Origin of the sequence: Paenibacillus koleovorans NBRC 103111 (assembly GCF_004000845.1) — a bacterium.
GTDB classification, from domain to species: domain Bacteria; phylum Bacillota; class Bacilli; order Paenibacillales; family NBRC-103111; genus Paenibacillus_AA; species Paenibacillus_AA koleovorans.
The window spans coordinates 13,828-35,541 of sequence record NZ_BIMA01000054.1 but is presented as its reverse complement, the minus strand read 5'-3'; the positions used below and the strand labels follow the sequence as shown (position 1 = coordinate 35,541).

Below are 21,714 nucleotides of genomic sequence, written 5' to 3'. Positions count from 1 at the left end.
TCGCCTCGCCAATAATGGGGGTGGACACCATCGTCTGATATTGTTACTCTCAAACGCCGTCCACCCTCAGTAGCCATGTGAAATTATCGTCTATTTTACCCGCGTGTCGTTTTGCAGCTTCAGCATTTCATCCAGACCCAGCTTCTTCAGATCATTGATGTAATCGTTCCAGCCTTTTTCAACCTCCAATGCTCCGGTGATAAACTTGCTCTCGTACTCCTGCTGCTTCTTCGTAATCTGTGCGTTCAGTACGGCATAGCGCTGCGTTTGTTCATCGTTCATTTCGTAAATTTCCATCGGTCTTTCTTTGAATGACGCACCATTGACAGTCGTTTCCCGGTATCCAACCAAACGCGTATCTCGGTAAACCTCCAGCGTTCGGCGCGAACCCAATTGAAGCGCAGCTGCCAGCGGATTTTTTTTCTTTTCCTCATCCGTCATGTTTCTCACTCTCAGCTTTCCGTCGCTGCCAATTGTGTAAGCAACCCCTTCATCGCCAAGCGCACCGAACCGGCTGCCTTCCTTGCTGAACAAGTAATCGACCATCTCAAGCGCGCGTTCCGGATTTTTGATTTTCTTGCTGAATACGACACCACGCAAGTTGACAAGATCGGGTGAGCCTTTGCTAAACTCTCTGCCTGGCGCTTGAATATTCGGCATTACATCGACTACGGATAACAGCTTCTTGGACAAATCTTCTTTTTTCTTCGGATCGGAATCCGCCATCGCCTGAGTCAACTCCTGCGTGTTAATTCCCGCCAGTTGTGTTCCCATCTGCTCATAGGTTTGTTCATTGTCGTAGAAGAAAAAGACTTTGTTTGCGTATACCTTTTCATTGAACTGCTGTTGAGTGATGGTCAGAAATTCGTTGTCAAGCAGCTTTTCTTTATACAATTTGGCCATATAGGCAATGGATTCTTTGTAAGCGTCCGATGCCAAAATGTATTGTTCCACCGGTGTGCTGTATACCCCGAAAACGGAGAAGAACGTTGATTTGGCAAGCCCAGGCGTTCTGTTCGAGATCGGAGCGCTATCCGGATACAATTGCTTCAATTGCTTCAATACGTTGTAGAACTCCTCAGTTGTCGTCGGAGATTTGATTCCGTTTTTATCGAGAATATCTTTGCGATAGATGGTACCGTTGCGATTGTTGTTTGCCATCCCTTTTTCGGCCAATACAGGCATCTGGTAGAAATCGTTCTGAACGGTGATCACTTTTTCCGCATCGGTAGTTTCATTCAACGCCTTGAGAAAATTCGGAGCGTACTTCTTCGATAATTCCTTCAACGGCAACAGGATGCCTTGAACTCCCATCTTTTTCGTATCGATCCCATTTGGAATCTTGAAGATGATGTCCGGGAAATCACCCGTCGAAGCAGCAAGGTTGATTTTGGTCGGCAGATCCGTCAAAGGCGTATAAACCATTTTCAAATCCAAATTGAACTTGTCGCCAAGTTTCTTGAACGCAAGCGCGAGACTCGCATCGCTTTCCGTGCCTTCCACCCACACCGTGTAGGCAATCCTCTCTTTGGGTGTGCTCGGTGCCGTGCTTGCCGCAGGCGAACTGTTTCCCGCTGCGGGTGATGAACTGCTGTCCGAATTTTTCGTTGGCGAACCGGAACAAGCCGCTACGAACAGCAACACGGCGGGAACTCCAACAAGCGACAACTTTCTGATCATGTCAGACAAACCTCTCTGTGTGTGCATTGAATGCCCTCCTTGATTTTTAGTCGATTCTTATGAAGCCAGCCTACTAAAATGCCTTACTTTTCACCCTTTCAAAGAACCGATCATCACCCCTTTCACGAAATATTTTTGAATAAACGGATATACGGCAAGAATCGGGAAGATCGAGGCGAATAAAGCGGCGTAACTGATCGGTCTGGACAAATCCATGAGGCTATAGCCGTATAAGGTATTGTTTTGCCGGGACATCTCAAAAAGCGCGGCGTCAATAATGGCATTCGTCTGGCGAACCATCAACTGTAGCGGAAACAGTTTCTGATCATTGAGAAAAATCAATCCATTGAAATAGTCATTCCATTTCGATACGGCATAAAACAATCCAATCGTCATCAACATCGGTTTCGATACAGGCAGTATGACCGAAAGCAATGTCCTCATCAGCCCGGCTCCATCGATAATAGCCGCTTCCTCCATTTCCTGGGGCAACGATTGAAAATAGGTGCGCATCAGGATCATATTGAAAATCGATAATGAACCCGGAATGACCATTGCCCAAACCGTATTGACCAACCCTAGCGATTTTACCACGAGAAAAAAGGGAATCAGCCCTCCGCTGACAAACATGGTAAGCACAAAGTAGAAGGTTAAATACTTGCGGGCAGGCAGCACTTTTTTGGAGAGCGGATACGCGGTCATGACTGTCAATAGGAGTGCAAGCGTTACATATGCAAGCGTATACAAGATTGAATTCCGATACCCTGTCAGCATATCCGTGTGCTCGAACACAAACCGATACGCTACAGTAGAAAAGCTGGTTGGCACCAAATACATGCCACGACTCAGCACTGCAGGATCGGCAAATGAAATGAAAAGCAGATGGAGCAATGGCAGCAATGTGACAATCCCAACAAAACCGAGAAGAACATACACCACAATATCGAAACCTTCCAGCTTTCTCAGCACAATCACTCTCTTTCTTCTGCATGAACATTCATGCAGGTTAGCGTAAGCGACTTGAAATTACAATAATTACCACAGTGACACGCTGCTAGCTTTGCGACTGATCTGATTAAAGATGCCTATCAGAATGAGAGAAAGCACCATATTGAATATGCCAACGGCTGTCGCATAGGAGAACTCTCCTCCCATAAGCCCAACACGGTACACATAAGTTGAAACCACATCGGAAGTGTCGTATGTCAACGGATTTTGCATCAAAAATGCCTTCTCGAACCCAAGCTCCAACAAATCGCCAAGACGCAGCAGCAACATAATGATAATGGTCGGCCCAATTCCCGGAAGGGAAATATAACGAATGCGCTGTAATCGTGAAGCGCCGTCAATATAAGCGGCATCGTACTGCTCCGTGTCGATGCTGCTTAACGCAGCCAAATAAATGATTGCTGAAAATCCGGCATTTTGCCAAATAGTCGAACCGATATACAAGGTGCGAAACCATTCCGGCTTGGCCATAAAGTAAATCGGTTCGGCACCCGTTGATTTGAGAATGAGATTGACAATTCCGCTTTCCGGCGACAACAAGACACCCATCAAAGTTACAATTGCTACTGTCGATAGAAAATGAGGCACATAAGAAACCGTTTGCACGAACCGTTTGAAGAAACGCCCGCGCACCTCATACAGCAGAATCGCCAGCACAATCGGCATGGGGAAGTAGAAGAGCAGCGAGTATATATTCAGCAGCAAGGTGTTGCGCATTAACCGGAAAAAATCCGGATTGGTCAAAAAGGTGCGGAAGTGCTCGAGCCCGGCCCACGGACTCCCCCAAATGCCCATGGAATAGTTGTAATTTTTGAACGCCAGCAAGATGCCGTATAGCGGAATGTAACTGAAAATAAAGACGAATACGACACCAGGCAGCAGCATAAGTAATAATCCCGCATGTTGGAAGCCGGCTTTCTTGCGATGCGTTTGTATCATTTGTTTGTTTACCTCCCTTCATGCTGATGAATGTGAATGGTTGCGACCCCGATCATTTCCGATTGCATTCCGATCGGAATCCCTCTATAATCCAACTTGCATCCCCCCCTGACACACTTGAGTATAGCAACTGCAGTCCGGCTGATATACATGCAATACTGGGGATTGTGCATCATTTTCGGGGTTACCCGCAAGAAAGGCGAAAACCACGATTTTGTACAATAACCGGAAGGAGACTTGCCTATGCGATGGAAAGAGTGGTACAAGCTATTTTCGGGGTCGTTGTTCAAACGGCTGCTATTCGGTTATGCCATTGTGATCGCCCTGCTGCTGTCCTTCCACTTCCTGTCCATTTATTCGTTGCGGGGGCAATACCAGGACAGGCTGATCAGCTTTAATCAGTCGAACTTGCAATTTACCGTCAAAAGCTATGAGAATGTGATCCAGTCCGCTCGCGATGCCATGATCGGTTTATACAACAATGCCCCTTTCGCCTATTTGGCCGCCGAGCTGGAGACGGGTAATGCCGACCTATCCGCAATCAATATGAAGGAAATCGTTGAGCTTCTCATCCAAACCGTACAATCCAATTCGAGCCTGTTTCTCGAAAATATTGTGGTGTATGTGAAGAAGCCTTCCATCGCCATTACGAAAGAAGGCACTTCCGATGCCAATCTCATATTCTCCAAATATGTAGGCAGCGATTACATAGAGCCCGATTTCTGGAGCGGCCAATTCGAGACGTCCTATTGGAACCGGACAGTTCCCGCCTATGTGGACAGTATGTTTACGCTTCCACATACGAAGCAGACGCATACGGTTGCGCTCATCGTCAAAAATCAGCTGGCGCCGAACTTTTATTTGGTTGCTTTCATTAATACGGACAAAGCGTCCGCCGCCCTTCATCATGCCTACGATAACGGCTTCTGGATCACGGATGCGGAAAACCGAATCTATAACATGAATGCCGAGGCGGCAACTGGATTGGTGCTCCCCGAGCCGCAGAAGCAATTGAAACATGTCGACAGCAGTTATTATCTATATCAGCAAGGGCAGTTTTCCGGTCTGATCTATACGAGCCGCATCCCCGGCGCCATCATCCAGACGGAAATTGACAGGTTCAGTTGGATATTTCTTCCTGCCCTACTCATTTCGCTGCTAATCGGAATCGGTGTTTCCGTCGCGATGAGCCTGTCCATCTACAATCCGGTCAAACGCTTCGTCCATTCCTTGCAGAGTGCGGGGAAACAGGACAAGGAATCGAGCGGCATCCGGGAATTTCAAGCCATTAACGAGCATCTTCAGCATGTGGCCAATAAGAAGAAACGCGACGATCAGGATTTATCCGAATCCAAGTCGATTCTGCGCTATTACACGTACATCAATAAAATCAAGGCCATCAAAGAACATTTCCCGAAAATGATCAATCCCGAATTCGAGCACAACCCGTTCGTATTCGTGCTCACTCAACTGCATTTCCGCAAGCAGTCCGATGACTATGCGGAGTTGGACCCGGGCAGGGCGGCCTCCTATATCCGCGAGTTCATTCATCTCACGTTGATTCAGGACTTCCCGAATTCCATCACCTTCCAACTGGAAAAGGATCAAATTGCCTCGCTTGTGTTCCTAGGGGGCTCCGGCAGGGAGCAACTGCTGCTGTCCCTGTCGAAGTTGTTACGCGTGCTGGAGCTGGATGCCCGTTATTGTTTGGCTACTCTGGGCGTCAGCTCGATGCATGCCCAATCCTCCAAACTGACGACTGCCTATGAAGAAGCTTCAGAATTGATCCGGTACCGGCTAATGAACGATACGATGCAAATCATCGAAGCGCGTTCGCCCCGAACCGACTTTATGGTCAGCCCCCAACAAGAGCTGGACTTGTACGGCTCCTTGCTTGCGGCCAACCGCAAGGATGCGTTGCAGCTGCTGCAGCGTATCATGAACCAATTGCGGGCTGAAGGTCCATTCGCGGAAGATGTCCGAGCATTTGCCCATCATCTGTTGAACAAGGCGAAACAGGCGTTGCGCGTGATGAAGCTGGACGAACAGCTGTTGGAGCCCATGATCCGCGAATTGCCGTTCTGCTACAGCATGGACGATTGCGAGGACTTGCTGACCCGACTGCTCGAACAGACCATGGACAGAATTCAAGCCCGCAGAGAAGAACAGGATGCATTGGTCGCTTATGTGATTCAATATTTGGAATCGCATTATCACGAGGATATTTCACTGGATAAGGTTGCCGATACGATGAAATTGACAAGCGGGCATCTTTCGGCGCATTTCAAGGAGAAGTCGGGCGTCAATTTCAAGGATTATCTCACCGAGATCCGCATGCGCAAAGCGAAGGAGATGCTCAAGCAAACGGACAAAAAAATTCAGGAGATCTCGGAGCTGGTCGGTTATCCGAACATCACTCCGTTTATCCGCATGTTCCGCAAGCATACCGGCCTGACGCCCGGCGACTATCGCAAAGGGATGTTGGACGGGGACAGCTGAGCCGGATGAGGCATCGTGAAATGGGGAGCTATATGCGATATTTTCGAATGTCGAGATTAACCAAGCTTGATGTAAAATGGGTTGGATTCCACCAGGGCGGCAACCATCAGTTTCATGAATGGGGCAACAGCAATCCCAATTATGAGCTGATCATGGTTACAGAGGGGCCTATTTATTTGCAGGTTGCCAATCAAAAGCTGCTGCTGTCGTCAGGCGAGTGTTTGCTATTGGAGCCGTGGGACTGGCACAAGAACTGGCAGGAATTGAACGCTTCGACAGGGTTCTTCTGGGTTCAGTTCACCCCGCATCCAGGTTTCCAAGCGGTTTCCTCCAATCCATTGCCTCTATCCGGCATTGATGTGAAGCATCCTGAGCTCCGGATCGCCGACGAAGAGGATGTAGAGCATCTGATCCTGCCTCAGCGGTTTCAACCTCGAAGATGTTACGAGCTGCTGAGTATGTTCGAGAAGCTGCTACAGGAGATGGATCAACCGAAAGGGTATTTCCGTTATCGATTATCGTTGAATCTCGGTCATATTATAGAGAAACTCGCCGATGACTTCTTATATCAGAATAAGGTTATGGATTCTTTCTCCACTTCCTATTTTACTTACCGTCACTTAGTGAATTATTTAAATGAACATTACAATAGAGAGATCAGCAAACCTGATATCGAGCAAGCGATGAACCGCAGTTACGAGTATTTGTGTCAATTGTTCAAGAAAAATGCCGGCATCTCGATGATCACCTATGTACAGCAGTTAAGGAATCAACGAGCCAAATATTTATTAGCCCATCGATCGACGGATATCCATGAGATTGCGATCGATGTGGGCTACAAAGATCCTTATTACTTCAGTAAAGTATTCAAGAAACTGGAGGGTGTTAGCCCTTCCCGATATCGTCAAGCTCACCGGAAAGACGAATAGCCGCTCCATGATGGAGCGGCTTCCGTTTTTCGTTTCTACACCTAGCAGAACAGAATATCCGTGATGTAATAATTAGGTCCCGGAGCCTTGGTTTCCTTAGTGGAAACCGGCAAAACATAAACCTCGAGACTACTCGTATCCCCCTTCACCGCTTCGATCTCCAGTATATGTTCGCCGGCTGGAATTACGACCTGAGCAAATTGACTCTGCGGGGCCCGATGATAAGCCGGCATAAAATCAATCGTTTCCTCGCACTGGATGAGTATATCGCCGTTAAGCCTTACTGTGATCGGTGAGTTGGATGCCGCGATAAGCTTAATCGTGCGTTCAGTTGGATTCAAGAGTCGTGTAGAGGCACGGTAAACGCCTGGGACTGTCGATAGTTTGTCCCATGCAATCCGGTTAGTTGGACAAAATAGAGGGTTGGCCTCCGAATTTTCCGGAACCCATATTGTCCATTTTGAGGCCAAAACGAGTGTGAACGGTGTGCTATGTTCCGACCAGAAGGAGCCATCATGATGCCGTCTCCATACCGCAGCGAAGCGATAATAGGGCTCGAGAGCTCCAGTATTCCGGATGGTAGGCTTCCAGACTTGACTTTGACCTGGCTTCAGCTCGATCTCAACCTCTTCAGGCCTTGGCCCTGTCCAGTTCGCAGGAAGCTCAAGTGAAATAGACCCGCTCAAGGCAACATTCGATCGGTTAGTCAAGGTTATCGCAAGCTCTTTGGATGCTTCATACCCGATAGCCGGACCTTCGTACCCGTAATCGATAGCTAATCCCAACATCGGATCTGCCGTAGATTGAGGCGGGAGTAGATACTTGTTCTCAGTAGCAGCAACTTCTATTGAACAAGGCTGTACCAGCTCCATGAGATCGCTCCGATTCCAAGCGGTCGACTGCTGATCGTGGACAATTATGCTTGTATCCCATGCGGCCAGGACTTGCTTTCCCATCCGGATCGTCCGACGAGTCAATTCTTCCAGATGCAGAGGAGCAGGAAAACCATTGACAGCCGCGCTAACCGCGATTCTATCCCCTACCGGCTCTACCCACTTCGCTGGAAGGGCCTCCGCGCCGTGAAGCATTCCGAGTATTGCCCCAAGAGTAGCTGCCGTACAGTCCGTATCGTAACCGCAATTGACCGCCTTTAAGATGGCATCTTCGAAATCTTCCCCATACAGCCAGCCGAGAATCGTAAAAGCAATATTTTGCGGAGCATCCGTAAAATTGGGATGACCGTGATGCTGCAGGATTAACTTTCTGGCCTCTATCCATTCGTGCCCTTCTCGATGCCACCTCAATAAATCGTTTACCGCTTTAGCCGTGCGACATTGTTCAGGAATACTCCGTAGTCCGATTTGGATTAGCCTATCCCGGTCCTTCTCTACAAAAATAGCGCTCTCGATCGTAGCAAAGAACACTTCTCCGTATACGCCTTCCCCACCGGCATGATCCACGATCGCATCCTGATAGGCGTAATAGGCAGCCACCTCAGGAGCACCCGGCGCTACCATGGCCCAAATTTCCGAGCGAATCGGCGAACCCATGCAATTCGTAAAGGGATTCCCGAACCAGCCTGACACCGGAGGGATCAGCCCTCTTCTCATGTTCGTAAGTGCGTAGCCGTATTCATCAAATGGAAAAAACACATGATCCAGCCACTCCTGCCCTAACTTCTGCGCGTTTAGGAGAGGGCCATACTGCTCTAGCGCGTGAAGATTGACGAGCTGCAGGTCCAAATCATCATTAGGGAGCGGACCCTCTCCCAGTTTCGGGTAAAAGCTCAGATTCAGGAGCTTCATCTGCCCCTCTACCGGCTCTCCCAGCGTACCTCCTATGTTTTTACCCAACCACCCGCCATATACCGTTCTATAATAATCCTTCTCGTTCAAAATACTCGTTTTCCCGGTTGACATCGGTTCTCCTCCTTCATATTTTTAAACCGCCCCAAGCCCTCCCGCCCGGCCATACCGGTGGCGGGAACCGCCGCGGTCCTGTTACCTCACCGCCACGCCGTAAAAGGCAAGCATCGGCAAATACGTCGCCGTATCGACCGGCAGCTTGGTAACCGGCGGGTTCGCTTCGTACGCCGCATTCACATAAGCCGCTCCGACTGTTTCCCGGCCGAGTGTCAGCTCAATTTCGTCGCGGCCGATCATTTGCCATCGTTTTACTTCCACCGCGCCTTGCTCATCATCGACTGTGAATACTCGTTCCTGCTGAGCACCGATCAGCTGCAAGCAGCCGCCTACGTTAGCAAAACGCAGCCGTATCGTGTGCAGGCCTTCGCGGTCAGTTTCGCCGTACGTCGCCTCGGCGATATCAGGCGCACGATGCGAAACATGCCGCCCGTACACCGCCGCCAACGCCGCGTTCGCCAATCGTTCCCCGAGCACCATATTGCCCTCGGGCCCGTTGTGAATCGGATCCGACAGCATGCAATCGAGCGCCGGTACCACGTAGATCCTGTCGATCGATGCGGCGACATGTCGTTGTGCCTCACGCACCCTACCCCACGCACGGTCGTCCTCGTCGGTTCCAGGCGCCCCTGTATATCGATTGAGCTGCACGGTGAATATTGGCAGCGTGTCGCCGAGATCGCACCGCATCCGTTCAACTGTACGGACAAAACGCGCATAATACGTCTGAGAGCAATCCGTTTTCATGCAATCGGTTTCGCCCTGGTACCACAGCATGCCCCTGACTTTGCCTCCAGCGGCCCCGATAATGCGCAGCATGTTGTCGTACAAGTCGCCCTCTTCTTCCGTATTCCACCTGCGCAGCGGCGAACCGCCGAGCGCCGTCACGAGCAGCCCGATCGGCATGCCCGTCTCACGCTTCACCTGCTTCGCGAAGGCGAGATAGGGGGAATGTCCGGGGTTCGGCGTCTCCCGGTTCAAGGGATGAACCGAATTCGTCGATTCGTTGAACGGATGGGTCGCGAGATCCCAGCGGCCGCTGTGCCGCAGCAGATGAATGCCGAGCTCCGGCGCGTCGTTGTGCGGTCCCCGGCCGTACCCTGCAGCATTGCTCTGTCCAGCAATCACATACAAGTCGCCAACGGCGACGTGATGCACCATGTCGCCGCGCAGCGCCCATGTGTTGTCCTTCACGCGGTTGTCAGGCTGCAGACTCGTTTCGATCCGGTAGAGTCCGCCAACCGGTATGCCGCGCAACTCCGTGCGCCAGCCTCGCTCCGGCAGCATCTCGTCGCAGCGCTGCCACGGCACGATTGTCCCGCCGTCGTTTTCACGCACGATGCGTACGTAAACCATAGGCTCTTCCGGTTCCTCCTGATCGACCGGCGACCAACGACCTGCAAGCGATATGCTGCCGTAACCGTTCTCATGCTGCACGACGGCCCAAGACTGCGGACCCAACGTAATGATTACACCTAACGGATTCCTATTCATTTGAGACACCTCGTAAATGATAATTTAATAAGTGCGATAGGGTCATTCTAGTGCATACATGCCGACCAATACCATGCAAGATTCTAAGAAGGAAGCGAATAAAATATTAGAATTTTGATTATGGAGCCAAGTGTACGCGATGCCGTTCCAATAAGGGGTTGCCATAACGCTATTTGCCCCAAATGCCTTTCCCAGCTCAAAATAACGCTAGAAAATATCGCTATTTCGATCAAAAGAAGCGGAATTTGGCCGTCTAGGTCAGAATAACGCTATGCCTATATCGTTATTCTTTCGAATATTCTGCCGGACGAGCAAATAAGGTGTTTTCATATCGCTATTTATCGGGCGAGTCACTACTCCAGGTCATGGATACCTTGATCATCTCATTCTCATCTGCTCCCACACACCCAATCGATGATTCGTATATCCTAAATCGTCACCTTACAATTTTTGTTGGATAGCACGCAGAAGGCGACCGTTTTTCTTCGTTATCATACAAATATAGTTGGATAGCACGCAGGGGGAGACCGATTTACCCTGTAATCATACAAATCTTGTAGGATAGCTTACATCTGGCGACCATTCAGCCTACTTATCATACAAATCTTGTTGGATCACTCGTCAGTACGAGGCAGAAGTCGATCCGATAAGGTCCTCTTGCGAAAGAGTACAGTTGGCGCGCGAGGATGGTAGGAAGAGGGTTACGGCAGCTGTTGGAATTAAAAAAAGCGGGTGCGCCGAAGCGCAACCGCTTTTCCCCTCATGAAGACAGTTTACCATTAGGTTCGTTCAGGCTGAGATTACTTTCCATCCAAGCCAATCAATAACTCGCGTACAGCGCCAGCACTTCCGTCGCATTTAAGGCGCGGTTGTAAATTCGAACTTCGTCGACAGTGCCGTTCGTATAGGCGATGTTGAAAGAAGACCCATAACCGAAACGGAGCGGCGAAGTTCCGTTGTAGATCACGCCCGAAATCGCCGACGCGCCGGTTCCTGCCAAGGATCCGTTGAGATAAATTTTTACCGTCGTGCCGTCATAGGTGCCAACTAGATGAACCCATGTACCGGTGCCGATTACCGCCGGTGAGGATGCGGTGGTCCCTGCCGTATACCAACCGTTATTCGCGGTTTTGACAGCTAAGCTGGCGCTTCCTCCCGGACTGATCGCTAGCCGGTACGATTCACTGCTTCCCGCCGAATCTTTCCCTACAGGTACGAAGTACTTCCCGGTAACCGGCATTTGCGATAAATGAACCCATGCCGAAATCGTCAGCGCCGCCATACCGTCTAGAGCGGCTTGATCTGCGATAGTCACATAATTATTGACGCCATCGAGCTGGATCGCATTGCCGCTTTTTCCGGCCGTCCATGACGGACCGCCAATCAGTGCACCGTTATTACCGGCCACCGCCTTATCGGCTGCTACCGTGCCGCTAGTTTCGTTCAAATTCCACTCGCCGACGACGCCTCCCTCATTGCGGTACAATTGCAGCAGCTCGCTCTCCAAGAGCGCCCGGTTATAGAGCCGCACTTCGTCAACCTTACCGTTCAAATAATCGATATTGGCAGCTGAGCTTCTGCCGACATGAAAATCGGAGGCGCTATTGAAAATGGCGCCTGAGATAGCGGAGGATCCAGTACCGTCCAATTTACCGTTAACGTAAATCCGCACAACCGTGCCATCGTATGAGCCCGAGACGAGATACCAGGCGTTGGCTGCAAGTCGCGTCGATGCTGTGGCCGTCGTCCCTGTCGTATACCAGCCGTTGTTCACCGTAGCTACAGCAAATGTGAGCGATCCGCTCGCATTTACGGTCAGCCGATAGGAAGCACCGGAGATGTCCTTGCCGGCCACCACCGCATACTTGCCGGTCGGCGGCAGCTGCGCGAAGTTGACCCACGCCGACAGTGTCATCGCGCTCATGCCGTCCAGCGGTTGCGATGAGCTGTCCGCCCGGGATACGTAGTCGTTCGTACCGTCCAAGCTAATCGCGTTGCCAACTACACCGCTAGCCCAAAGTGCTCCATTCGCGACTGTTCCCGTATAACCGTTGCCGGATGCGTCCGCCGCGGTTGTGCCGCTCGATTCATTCATTTTCCAGTGAAGCATCAGGCCGCTCGTACTACTGATACGCGACGTGTAGACGATGCTGGGCATCCAGCTGGTGGCATCCGAAACGATGCCGCCGCTGCCGCCGTTGTTTATTTCGAAGCGAATCACATCACCTGACCCGACCGAAATCGTATCGAGGTTCGTATTGTAGCCGGAAGCGTCATTATAGGCGATGGTTTGCGGCGTACCGCCAGTGGGCCAAATAACCGTTCCGTTCTTCGTAATGCGCGCCAATACGCCGTCTCCGCCACCGACATCGTTTTTGAGCACGCGCCCGCGAATGCTGATCGTGCCCTGATCAGGTGCAGTCCAAGCCCTTGCGAGCCAGTTCGACGACGTCGCATTCGGGAACGTGTTGAAGCGCGTTACATAGCCCCCGGAGGTTCCCCACCAGCCGTTCGCTGCATCGTACGACAGGTTCGAATAGCTCGAACCGTTGTACAACTGGTAGGACCACCCATTCGTCCCTTGCGTTGTTCCGAACTGTTTGGCGGCGTTGAAAAGATCATTGCTGCTCGCGACACTCCGATTGTTCGTTTGCGTGAATCCGGTGAATGTGCCTGTCGTCAGCCCCGTTCCCGGCTCGTAGTAGAAATTATCCGTCAAAGTCCCGGTTGGCACGCTCGAAGTGCTGATCGTCTTGAGCGCGTAGTTGTTGGAGACGAATACATTGCCGGTCAGCGTATTGTTCGTGTTATGGTCGAGTGCCGGATTGCGCGGAGGGTTACCGCTCCCAAGCTGGAGAAATTCGATACCCGGGCCGTCCGTATTGGAGAGGTAATTGCTATAAAATTGCGTGTTGTTCGTATACCCCTCCAAATCGATCATCGTTTCATCCGACGAGCCGGTGTTCGGTACATGATTGAACGTATTGTTGGCATAAGTGAAATTTTCGGTTTTCCACTGGAATATCCCCGTTGTGCCTTGAGGTAAATACACCGTTCCCAGTGAATCGAAAACGGAATCGATCAATCTGCCGTTTGTTATGTTCATCAGACTCAACGGTCCCTTTGCGTGATGTATGTTCAAGTTGAGCAGGGCGACGTCGACGAACGCGTTGGGACTCATTTCGTTGCTGGACTTCTGTTGGCTCTCCAGTGTAATCGGCGCTGTCGTGTATCCGATCTCACTGTTCGTAATACGAATATCGCGAAGCACCCACTGTGAAGGGGATGGGAACGGTGCTGAAGAGCCTATAATGTGAATTCCCGTCGAATAATAGATGCTGTCGAAGGCAAGCGGACTTCTGTTGGCAACCAGATCGATATCGTGAATATACAAGTTGTCAAAATACAAGCCTTCGTTGCCAAGTGTCGTATACTTGACCCGGATGCCGTCGCCGGCATTGGCGATTTCCAGATTATTGACCTTCCAATACGAAGTGTCGAACATATGCAATGTGCGGTCATCCATATGATGGCTGCGTTCGATTTTCGGCTTGCTGCCGCTGCCGTACGCATCCAATGTGATCCAGGAACCGGACGTTCCCGATCCACGCAGCTCCATCAACTCGTCCCAGACGGCTCCGCGCGCTAGAAGCAACTGGTCGCCAGGTTGAAAAGTCATGGCATTCACTGGGGTAAATCCGCACCATGGTGCTGAGCTTGATGTGCCGGCTCCGGCGTCGTTGCAGTTTGAACCACTTGCATTGTTCACGTAATACGTCGTATTGTTCGCATGAACCGTACCTGGCAGCCCCCAGCAAAACAACCCGATCAGCAACACGATGAAAAGGAACAAATAGGCTGTATTCCTGTTTGGGTAACGAATCCCTGACATCCTTTTCACTCCTTTAATATTATTGCTGCAACCTTTCATGATCAAACCTCCCAACCGGAATGTAAGCGCTTAATATTGCACGACAAGCTTATCACGATAATGGGTTTCACGATGTCACGATCGTTAGCACATTGATCACGATTGTCACATGTTTGCATTTTCAGCTTGCAGTCGGGTTGGCAAAAGGAGTCCATTGGGAGCGGATCGAATCATATATGTAGAAAATTGCCGCTACAAAATAAATATCCTGAAAAGAGGGAGAGGCATGCTAAAAATCGCGCTCGCTTCTTTACTACATCAGTTCCACAACCGTGCTTATGTCATCTCGGATGAAGGCGCTGTGCTAGGGTACCAGACGAAAAATCATATTCCTCCAGGTGGAGAGTCGGATCAATATATACCGGATGGGACAAGAAGCATATTTCATGTGAAAGGGATCCCATTCGGAATTTCGATTTGCCACGAGGGCTGGCGTTATCCGGAAACGGTCCGATGGGCGGCTGTACGCGGGGCGAAGATCGTGTTCCAGCCCCAATGGACTGGGAAACATAACGGACAGGTCAAGCTTGAAAACTGGGGGACTTTGTTTTTCGAGAAGGCAATGGTGTGCAGAGCCGGCGAGAATTAGATCTATTTTGCTAGCGTCAACGTCGCCATGGACTATCAAGCGTCGGCTACCTCGCTCATCGACCCGCAAAGCAGACTGCTCGATTATGTTCCCTATGGGGAAGAAGGGCTGCTCGTTCACGAAATCGACCCAAACCAAGCGACGCTGCTTTTTGCGAGACGTTTCGATGGTACGCTGCTGCCGGACTGAACTCTTCAAGTTATTCGTTACTACAACGGACAACGGCAGCCATTCGCGTGATCGGCTGCCGTCTTGTCATGATTAAACTATCGTTTCCATTAGGTTAACACTTGCTAACTGAATGATGGGGGGCTCTACACTAATAACTCACTTTTCATAATCGTTATTGCTTGTCCTGACAGTAAAACTCTGTCATTTATTAATCGAATCTGTTACGCCCGACATATATAGGATCAATATTTAATGCTTCGAGTAGTACAGATGGATATTCACTATCGATCACAGGTTCTGTAGGAAAATTAAGTTGAATCCATGAACCTTTCATTTGCGCAGTCAAAAGTCCACTCTTTGTATAAAAATGTGCATGCTGATTCATTGATAAGATTTCAGATGCCCACAAAATGTGAGCGCTTGCTAATGTCGCATGATCCCCCTTTTGCAATTGAGATACTTATCATTCATTACTTAAAAAAATTAATAATGACAGCCTTGGTTAAGACAATCGGAATAAATAGGATCATGCCAAAGAAAACAATAAACACACTTACACCAATAAACTGACCATAAAAATTTTTAGTTTTATTGGCAACGAAATGTGTAGTTAATAAAGAAATTATAATAAATATCAGTAATCTAAGTAAAAGTGACTCTGCTGGTATATAAAAAGAAAGAGCGAATATTAAAGCACCCATTATCAATCTTAGAAAAATTATTGATTTCTTCAAACACACCGCTCCTTACTAGTACGTCACCCGTTACTTTAATGACGTTTATTTCTGCGATTGCTTCCTAAGGACAACGCATTCGTCTTGTATGCCGGCTTCCATTAGCGTAACAAATCTCTCATTCTGACAAATAATTAAACAGCCACTATTCCCCTTCTTGCTCTCCAAACATCCCAATTAATGTAAGAATCCAAAGCAATGAACCTAGCGTTATAAGAATCCACTGTCTTTTAGTGAATCTGCTAATAACAACATGATTCATTTGTTCTTTTCTCCAATAAATATTTAGTCCATATTGGGTGTATGCAATCGGAATAATGGACAAAAATCCCAAAAGCCAATATTGACTTGGCAGTCTGAACAGCGCGTTTAGAACATAAAAAGTTAACATAAAAGGAACAGGATAGATCCTTAATTCTATTTCCTTTTGTTTCAAAAGCATTTTGATACGCTTAAACATGCTAGGTACAATAATAAAACCAATGATGGGAATGAATGTGAATACTGTTCTAAATACATAGTTAATATTCCAATTGTTATGTTTACATAACTGTTTCCACGTTTTATAAATCCATACCATTTGATACAACCCAAATGTAAGCACAGTAAGTAAAATCAAGTGCCATACGGGTTGAACATTTGAATATGGTGGTTGAAATGATCTCTCAGTGGATAATTCTTGTTGTATTTGTAGGTTAGTCAATTGCATTTCCTCCGCATCATAAAAAACCAATTTCAATAAAATAGCGTCTTCTTATACTAAATTGGCACCCCAATATATTCCACGATGTACTGTATTATCCTGCCTCGCAATCTCAATTTTTAAAAAATGCATTCTACAAAAAAAGGAATCCTCTAATCGCCGCAGCAATCGGAGAACCCTTAATAAGGACGGCCATCATTCGTACTAAACTGCATCGAAAGCGTAACTCCTGAATTTCACTCTAGCATCGCGGTCAGACGATCACGCGGTAGTGAAGATGAACCACGCCGGTTCGGAAGCGGCGCTCACCGAGCAGCTCGAGCCGCATGCGGAGGTTGTTCGGCAATGCTCGCTTACCCCCACCTAAGCTGATCGGATTAACAAGCAGATGACACTCGTCAATCAGTCCTTCGCTCATCGCCTGCCCAGCAAGCTCGGGGCCGCCAATCGAAATGTCGGCTTCTGAAGACTCCTTCAGCCTCCGAATCGCATCAGGATCGAATTCGCGCTCGATCCTAGTTCTGGCGCTTAAGGCCGACTGAAGCGTCCGAGAATACACGATCTTCTCAGCCGCTCTCCAGCTCTCCGCGAATTCCCGCATTACCCCCGGTTGGCCGCCGCTGATGTTCGCAGTCTCCCAGTACACCATCGACTCGTACATTCGACGCCCGTATAGGCAAGTGCCAATCGTCCGCTGGAAGTCAGTCCAGAACGCATACGTCTCGTCATCGGAGATCCCCCAATCGAGATTGCCGCGCTCGTCCTCCATGTAACCGTCCAAAGATACGTTAGCAGAATAGATCAGCTTAGTCATTTCAATAACAGCCTCCAATTTTCAGTTTTCAACGTAACTAAGGCCTACCCATCTGAAGTTGAACAAAGAAACATCCATTTTTTTATAGTAACACATATTAGAAGTTTTCTGCCCTATAGCTTAATGAAAATGAAGCAGTTGCCGCCGGGCACACGGCTCTCCACCCCGCTACATCCCAAAGCCCCCCTTTATCGACATGGCCTCACGAATACTATGTACCAAAATGCGATTAGCATAGTGGTGCAAGGGGGAACTAGAGATGAATAAACCGACGCAAGCGCTGCCCGGCGGCCTGCGCCCGTTCGAATCGCTGAAGAAGCGGGTCCGGCCGAAGCTACGGGTGAACAAAAAGCTGGCTCTGCTCGTCGCAGGCGTGGTCCTGCTGGGGACGCTGGCGGCCGGCGGGCTCTGGATCCGGTCACTCGACATTGGGAAGTTGGCTGACCCGCTCCTCGCCCCGACGCAACTGCTCGACCGGAACGGCAAGCCGGCCTCGGAGATGTCTTCCTCGCGAATCGTCCCCGTCCCGCTCGAGAGCATCCCGCAGACGCTGCGACAAGCGGTCGTGGCCGTCGAGGACCGACGGTTCTACGACCACTCCGGTGTGGATGCGTTCGGCATTATGCGGGCCGCGCTTCGCAACGTGCAAGAGGGCGGACTGAGCGAAGGCGGCAGCACGATCACGCAGCAGCTCGCCAAAAACTTATTCCTGACCAAGGAAAAAACATTCAGCCGCAAGCTGACGGAAGCCGCATATGCGATGAAGATCGAAGCTACTTATGATAAGGACCGCATCCTGGAAATGTATTTGAACCAGATTTACTTCGGCGAGGGGCAGTGGGGCATCGGGCAGGCGGCAAAACGGTATTTCGGCAAGCCGGTGTCCGAGTTGAATTTGGCCGAGAGCGCCATGCTCGCCGCCTTGCCGAAGGCGCCGAGCCGATATTCGCCGTTCAAGAACATGGATTTGGCGGTGGAACGGCGCAACCTCGTGCTTGACCTGATGCGGGAGGCTGGCTATGTCACCGAAGAGGAAACGACCGCTGCCAAGGCGAGTCCCGTCCTGCTCGCGACCCAAGCCGAGCCCGGGCTACGCGGCCAATACCCGTCGTACATGGACGCCGTGATCGAAGAGGCGATCGCACGATACGGGCTTACGGAGCGGCAGCTGCTTGCCGGCGGCATGCGCATCGAGACCGAGCTTGATCCGAAGGTTCAGGAAGCGATGGAGTCCGTCTACCGGCGTGACGACCTGTTCCCGAAGAGCGCACCGGATCAGCTCATCCAGAGCGGGGCCGTCATCCTGGATCCTGCTACGGGCGGGGTGCGCGGAATCGTCGGTAACCGCGGAGAGCACGTATACCGAGGGTTCAACCACGCGACGCAGCTGAAACGGCAGCCCGGCTCTACGATCAAGCCGCTTATCGTGTACGGACCGGCGCTCGAACGTGGGTATACCCCGGAAGCACTATTGTACGACGGACCGCTCAATATTAACGGCTACAAGCCGACGGACTGGGATCGCTCCACACGAGGGCAAGTGTCGCTGAGGGAAGCCATCCTCCGCTCGTGGAACATTCCTGCCGTATGGCTGTTGAATGAAATCGGGCTCGAGACCGGCAAGTCGTTCGCCGGCAAGCTGGGCATCCCGTTCACGCCGAACGACTCCAATCTGGGCTTGGCGCTCGGCGGGATGGAGGTAGGCGTCTCGCCGCTGGAGATGGCGCAAGCGTATGGCGCCTTCGCGAACGGGGGATCTTTGAACACCGGCCATACGATCACCCGAGTCATCGACGCCGACGGACATGTGCTGGCGGAAGCGAAGCCTCAGAGTGTCCGGGTGATGTCGGAAGCCACCGCCTACCGGATGACCGAAATTTTAGCGGACAATGTCAAACGCGGGACGGCGACGAACGCCGCGATGAACCGTCCGGTCGCCGGGAAAACCGGTACGACGCAATTGCCGGACACCCCTGAGTTCGCCGGTGTCGCGGACGGAGCCAAGGACGCTTGGTTTGCGGGCTACACCCCGGAGCTCGCCGGAGCAGTCTGGATCGGCTACGACCATACCGACAAGACCCACTACTTGTCGACGTCTGGCGGCTACAACCCGGCGCTTGTGTTCCGCGAAATGATGCAACTCTCGCTGAAAGACAGCCCGGTCACGGCGTTCAAGACGCCAGTGACGACAAACCCGAACGGATCCAAAGGCCAAGGAAACGCATCATCTAAAGTGAAAGTGAAAGAGAAAGAGAAAGAAAAAGAGAAAGAGAAAGAGAAAAACAAAGGCAAACCGGAAGACAAGCATGAGGATCGCGGCAAGAAGAACGAGAAAGCGAAAAACCGCAACGATGAAGACGATTGACATTCGATACGAAGCAAGCGGGCAGCCTTCCAGAGCTCGATCGCTTGACGAGGCCGCCGATCATAACGGCAGCCTCGTCCTGGCAGTTTGATGGAACTATCGTCACCCGTTAACGTAACAAATAAATTAGAAACATAGTAGGCGGCGAGGCAATCCGCATATGTACTTCGGTCGTGCCTGCTTCGCGCAGAATTTTGACGATTTGACGCGCAGTCATGCCGCGCACAAACGAATCGTCCAAAATTTACGCTTCCGAATCCATGAGACCGATGAATTCCCGGATCGGCTGTCGTCTATATAAACGAAGGCATAAATGAATACAAACTAATTTGACGAAGAGGTGTTTTGAAAATGGCATTAACGTCCGCATTCACAAGCTTCAACCTACCTGTAAAAAACGTAGAACAATCGAAAGTGTTCTTCACCGGACTCGGATTCGAGCTCAACCCGCAATTCCCCGATAACGAGAATTCGGTAGCCATCGTGATCGGCAACAACCTGCAGGTCATGCTGATCAATCAAGCATTCTTTAATACGCTCACGGAGAAGGAATCCGTCGATACGAGCAAGTATGCGCAGATGACGATCGCATTGGCCTTCGAGAGCCGGGAAAAGGTCGATGAAATCGTGAATACCGCGGTCTCCTTGGGAGGGAAATTGCACGCTGAACCTGAAGATTATGGGTCCATGTATCATTGGGGCTTCGTGGACTTGGACGGCCATCTGTGGGCCGTTAACTACATGAACATGGATGCGGCACAAGGTTAAGGCTAACGGAGATCACGCTCGTACTAGGTTTCAAAAAGAAAGACGCCGGGCATCTTCTCCGGCGTCTTCTTCGCGATGATTCGGTCCCTTCTCGACAGTGACTTGTATGACGGTTTGCATAGACGTAAGCCAATGACGAAATTCATCGGTCCATTCGCTCAGGCAGCCCAAATCGCGAAAATAATGGCGTATGAATGAAGTTTTGAACGTGCAGGATTTGATTTTCTTTGGTTTCGATGACGTGGATGCCCCAGGGGACCAGGCCAGAGCCCTGTTTGCCCGGCATATACTGGGCCAACGCCGGATAACCGCCATTCACCGTAATGGGTACCAATCGCGAACCTTCGCAATGCCAACGGGTAAGCGAATAGAAGGCGGACAAATCTTCCTTGCCGCGGATCCACATCTCGAAGGGCGGCATCGACATGCAGCCTTCCTCGTGGAACAACGCGACGAGCGCAGCAATATCGAATTGCTCGAAGGCCTCCACATACCGGGACAGCAGCTGCTGCTCCGGTTGAACATCCATGCTGCTGAGCTCATCCGAGCGAAGCTGCGCCCGGTCCATCGTCTCTCGGGCTCTTTGCAAGGCGCTGTTCACCGCTGCCGGCGACATCGCCAACGTTTCCGCGATCTGCTTGGAGGACCATTCAAATACATCCTTCAAAATGAGTACCGCGCGCTGCCGCGGAGGCAAGGTCTGCAGGAGAGCGATGAAGCACAGTTGAAGGGTATCTCTGCGGACGAGCCGATCCTCCGGATTGCCCCCAAAGTCGGGAGACGGCCAGATCCAGGCAGAGTCCGGCAGCGTGTCGCGCGGCACGACGATGGCGACGGCCGGATCGAACAGGTCAACGGGAAGCGCGCGGCGTTTGGATTGTCTCAGCTTGTCCAAGCACAGGTTGGAGGCAATCCGATAGACCCAAGTTTTGAACGAGGAATCCTGTCTGAACGTGCTCCAGCTCTGCCAGACCCGAATACTCGTTTCCTGAACGGCATCATCCGCATCGTCCATGGAGCCTAGCATTCGGTAACAGAACGAGGTTAAGCCCGGCTTCAAGCTTGCAAATAATGGTTCGTCAAATGCGGTCTCGTTCATCGCGGCCTCCCTTAACAATCTCCCCGAAGGGCGGTACTTTCATTATAAGCAATGAAGCGGACAGCCTCA

Annotated in this window: 15 protein-coding genes; 6 read left to right on the top strand and 9 right to left on the bottom strand. The window is 50.6% G+C overall.

What is annotated here, in order from left to right:
- Positions 1-90: 90 nt before the first annotated feature.
- The 3 genes from PKO02S_RS18210 to PKO02S_RS18200 all read right to left on the bottom strand — a co-directional run bounded on the left by PKO02S_RS18210 (position 91) and on the right by PKO02S_RS18200 (position 3,627).
- A complete protein-coding gene (locus PKO02S_RS18210; RefSeq protein ID WP_164821532.1) occupies positions 91-1,680 on the bottom strand; it encodes an extracellular solute-binding protein in 1,590 nt (529 codons plus the stop codon).
- A gap of 90 nt (positions 1,681-1,770) precedes the next feature.
- Positions 1,771-2,649 (bottom strand): carbohydrate ABC transporter permease, encoded by an 879-nt coding sequence (locus PKO02S_RS18205; protein WP_127585272.1) that lies wholly within the window; start codon positions 2,647-2,649, stop codon positions 1,771-1,773.
- Between the two features lie 66 nt (positions 2,650-2,715).
- Entirely contained in the window at positions 2,716-3,627 is a 912-nt protein-coding gene (locus PKO02S_RS18200) for an ABC transporter permease (protein WP_127585271.1), read from the bottom strand.
- A 243-nt stretch (positions 3,628-3,870) separates the two neighbouring features.
- Here PKO02S_RS18200 and PKO02S_RS18195 point away from each other — a divergent pair, with 243 nt between their 5' ends.
- Positions 3,871-6,126 carry a helix-turn-helix domain-containing protein gene (locus PKO02S_RS18195; RefSeq protein WP_127585270.1) on the top strand — a complete coding sequence of 752 codons (2,256 nt, stop codon included), beginning with the start codon at positions 3,871-3,873 and terminating at the stop codon, positions 6,124-6,126.
- Between the two features lie 20 nt (positions 6,127-6,146).
- The gene (locus tag PKO02S_RS18190; protein WP_164821531.1) at positions 6,147-7,055 is read left to right on the top strand and encodes a helix-turn-helix domain-containing protein; all 909 of its coding nucleotides are present in this window, start codon (positions 6,147-6,149) and stop codon (positions 7,053-7,055) included.
- A 41-nt stretch (positions 7,056-7,096) separates the two neighbouring features.
- Here PKO02S_RS18190 and PKO02S_RS18185 read toward each other — a convergent pair whose 3' ends face one another.
- The 3 genes from PKO02S_RS18185 to PKO02S_RS18175 form a co-directional block, all read right to left on the bottom strand.
- Entirely contained in the window at positions 7,097-8,974 is a 1,878-nt protein-coding gene (locus tag PKO02S_RS18185; RefSeq protein ID WP_127585268.1) for an ADP-ribosylglycohydrolase family protein, read from the bottom strand.
- A gap of 81 nt (positions 8,975-9,055) precedes the next feature.
- Positions 9,056-10,471, bottom strand: a complete 1,416-nt coding sequence (locus PKO02S_RS18180) for a sialate O-acetylesterase (RefSeq protein WP_127585267.1) — start codon at positions 10,469-10,471, stop codon at positions 9,056-9,058.
- Positions 10,472-11,291: 820 nt separating this feature from the next.
- A complete protein-coding gene (locus PKO02S_RS18175) occupies positions 11,292-14,363 on the bottom strand; it encodes a LamG domain-containing protein (protein ID WP_164821530.1) in 3,072 nt (1,023 codons plus the stop codon).
- 265 nt (positions 14,364-14,628) lie between these two features.
- Between PKO02S_RS18175 and PKO02S_RS18170 the strand changes: the two genes are divergently transcribed.
- Positions 14,629-14,991, top strand: a complete 363-nt coding sequence (locus tag PKO02S_RS18170) for a carbon-nitrogen hydrolase family protein (protein WP_164821529.1) — start codon at positions 14,629-14,631, stop codon at positions 14,989-14,991.
- A gap of 27 nt (positions 14,992-15,018) precedes the next feature.
- Entirely contained in the window at positions 15,019-15,180 is a 162-nt protein-coding gene (locus PKO02S_RS32440; RefSeq protein ID WP_164821528.1) for a hypothetical protein, read from the top strand.
- An 861-nt stretch (positions 15,181-16,041) separates the two neighbouring features.
- Here PKO02S_RS32440 and PKO02S_RS18165 read toward each other — a convergent pair.
- Positions 16,042-16,599 carry a DUF4234 domain-containing protein gene (locus tag PKO02S_RS18165; RefSeq protein ID WP_127585264.1) on the bottom strand — a complete coding sequence of 186 codons (558 nt, stop codon included), beginning with the start codon at positions 16,597-16,599 and terminating at the stop codon, positions 16,042-16,044.
- 253 nt (positions 16,600-16,852) lie between these two features.
- Positions 16,853-17,413, bottom strand: coding sequence for a dihydrofolate reductase family protein (locus tag PKO02S_RS18160; protein WP_127585263.1), 561 nt, complete (start codon positions 17,411-17,413; stop codon positions 16,853-16,855).
- A gap of 259 nt (positions 17,414-17,672) precedes the next feature.
- On the opposite strand from PKO02S_RS18160, the gene PKO02S_RS18155 reads away from it, so the two are divergent.
- The gene (locus tag PKO02S_RS18155) at positions 17,673-19,778 is read left to right on the top strand and encodes a transglycosylase domain-containing protein (protein WP_127585262.1); all 2,106 of its coding nucleotides are present in this window, start codon (positions 17,673-17,675) and stop codon (positions 19,776-19,778) included.
- Between the two features lie 351 nt (positions 19,779-20,129).
- Positions 20,130-20,546: a VOC family protein gene (locus PKO02S_RS18150; RefSeq protein ID WP_127585261.1), complete on the top strand. Its 417-nt coding sequence runs from the start codon at positions 20,130-20,132 to the stop codon at positions 20,544-20,546.
- Between the two features lie 142 nt (positions 20,547-20,688).
- On the opposite strand, the gene PKO02S_RS18145 is transcribed toward PKO02S_RS18150, so the two are convergent.
- The gene (locus PKO02S_RS18145) at positions 20,689-21,645 is read right to left on the bottom strand and encodes a sigma-70 family RNA polymerase sigma factor (protein ID WP_127585260.1); all 957 of its coding nucleotides are present in this window, start codon (positions 21,643-21,645) and stop codon (positions 20,689-20,691) included.
- Positions 21,646-21,714: the final 69 nt, after the last annotated feature.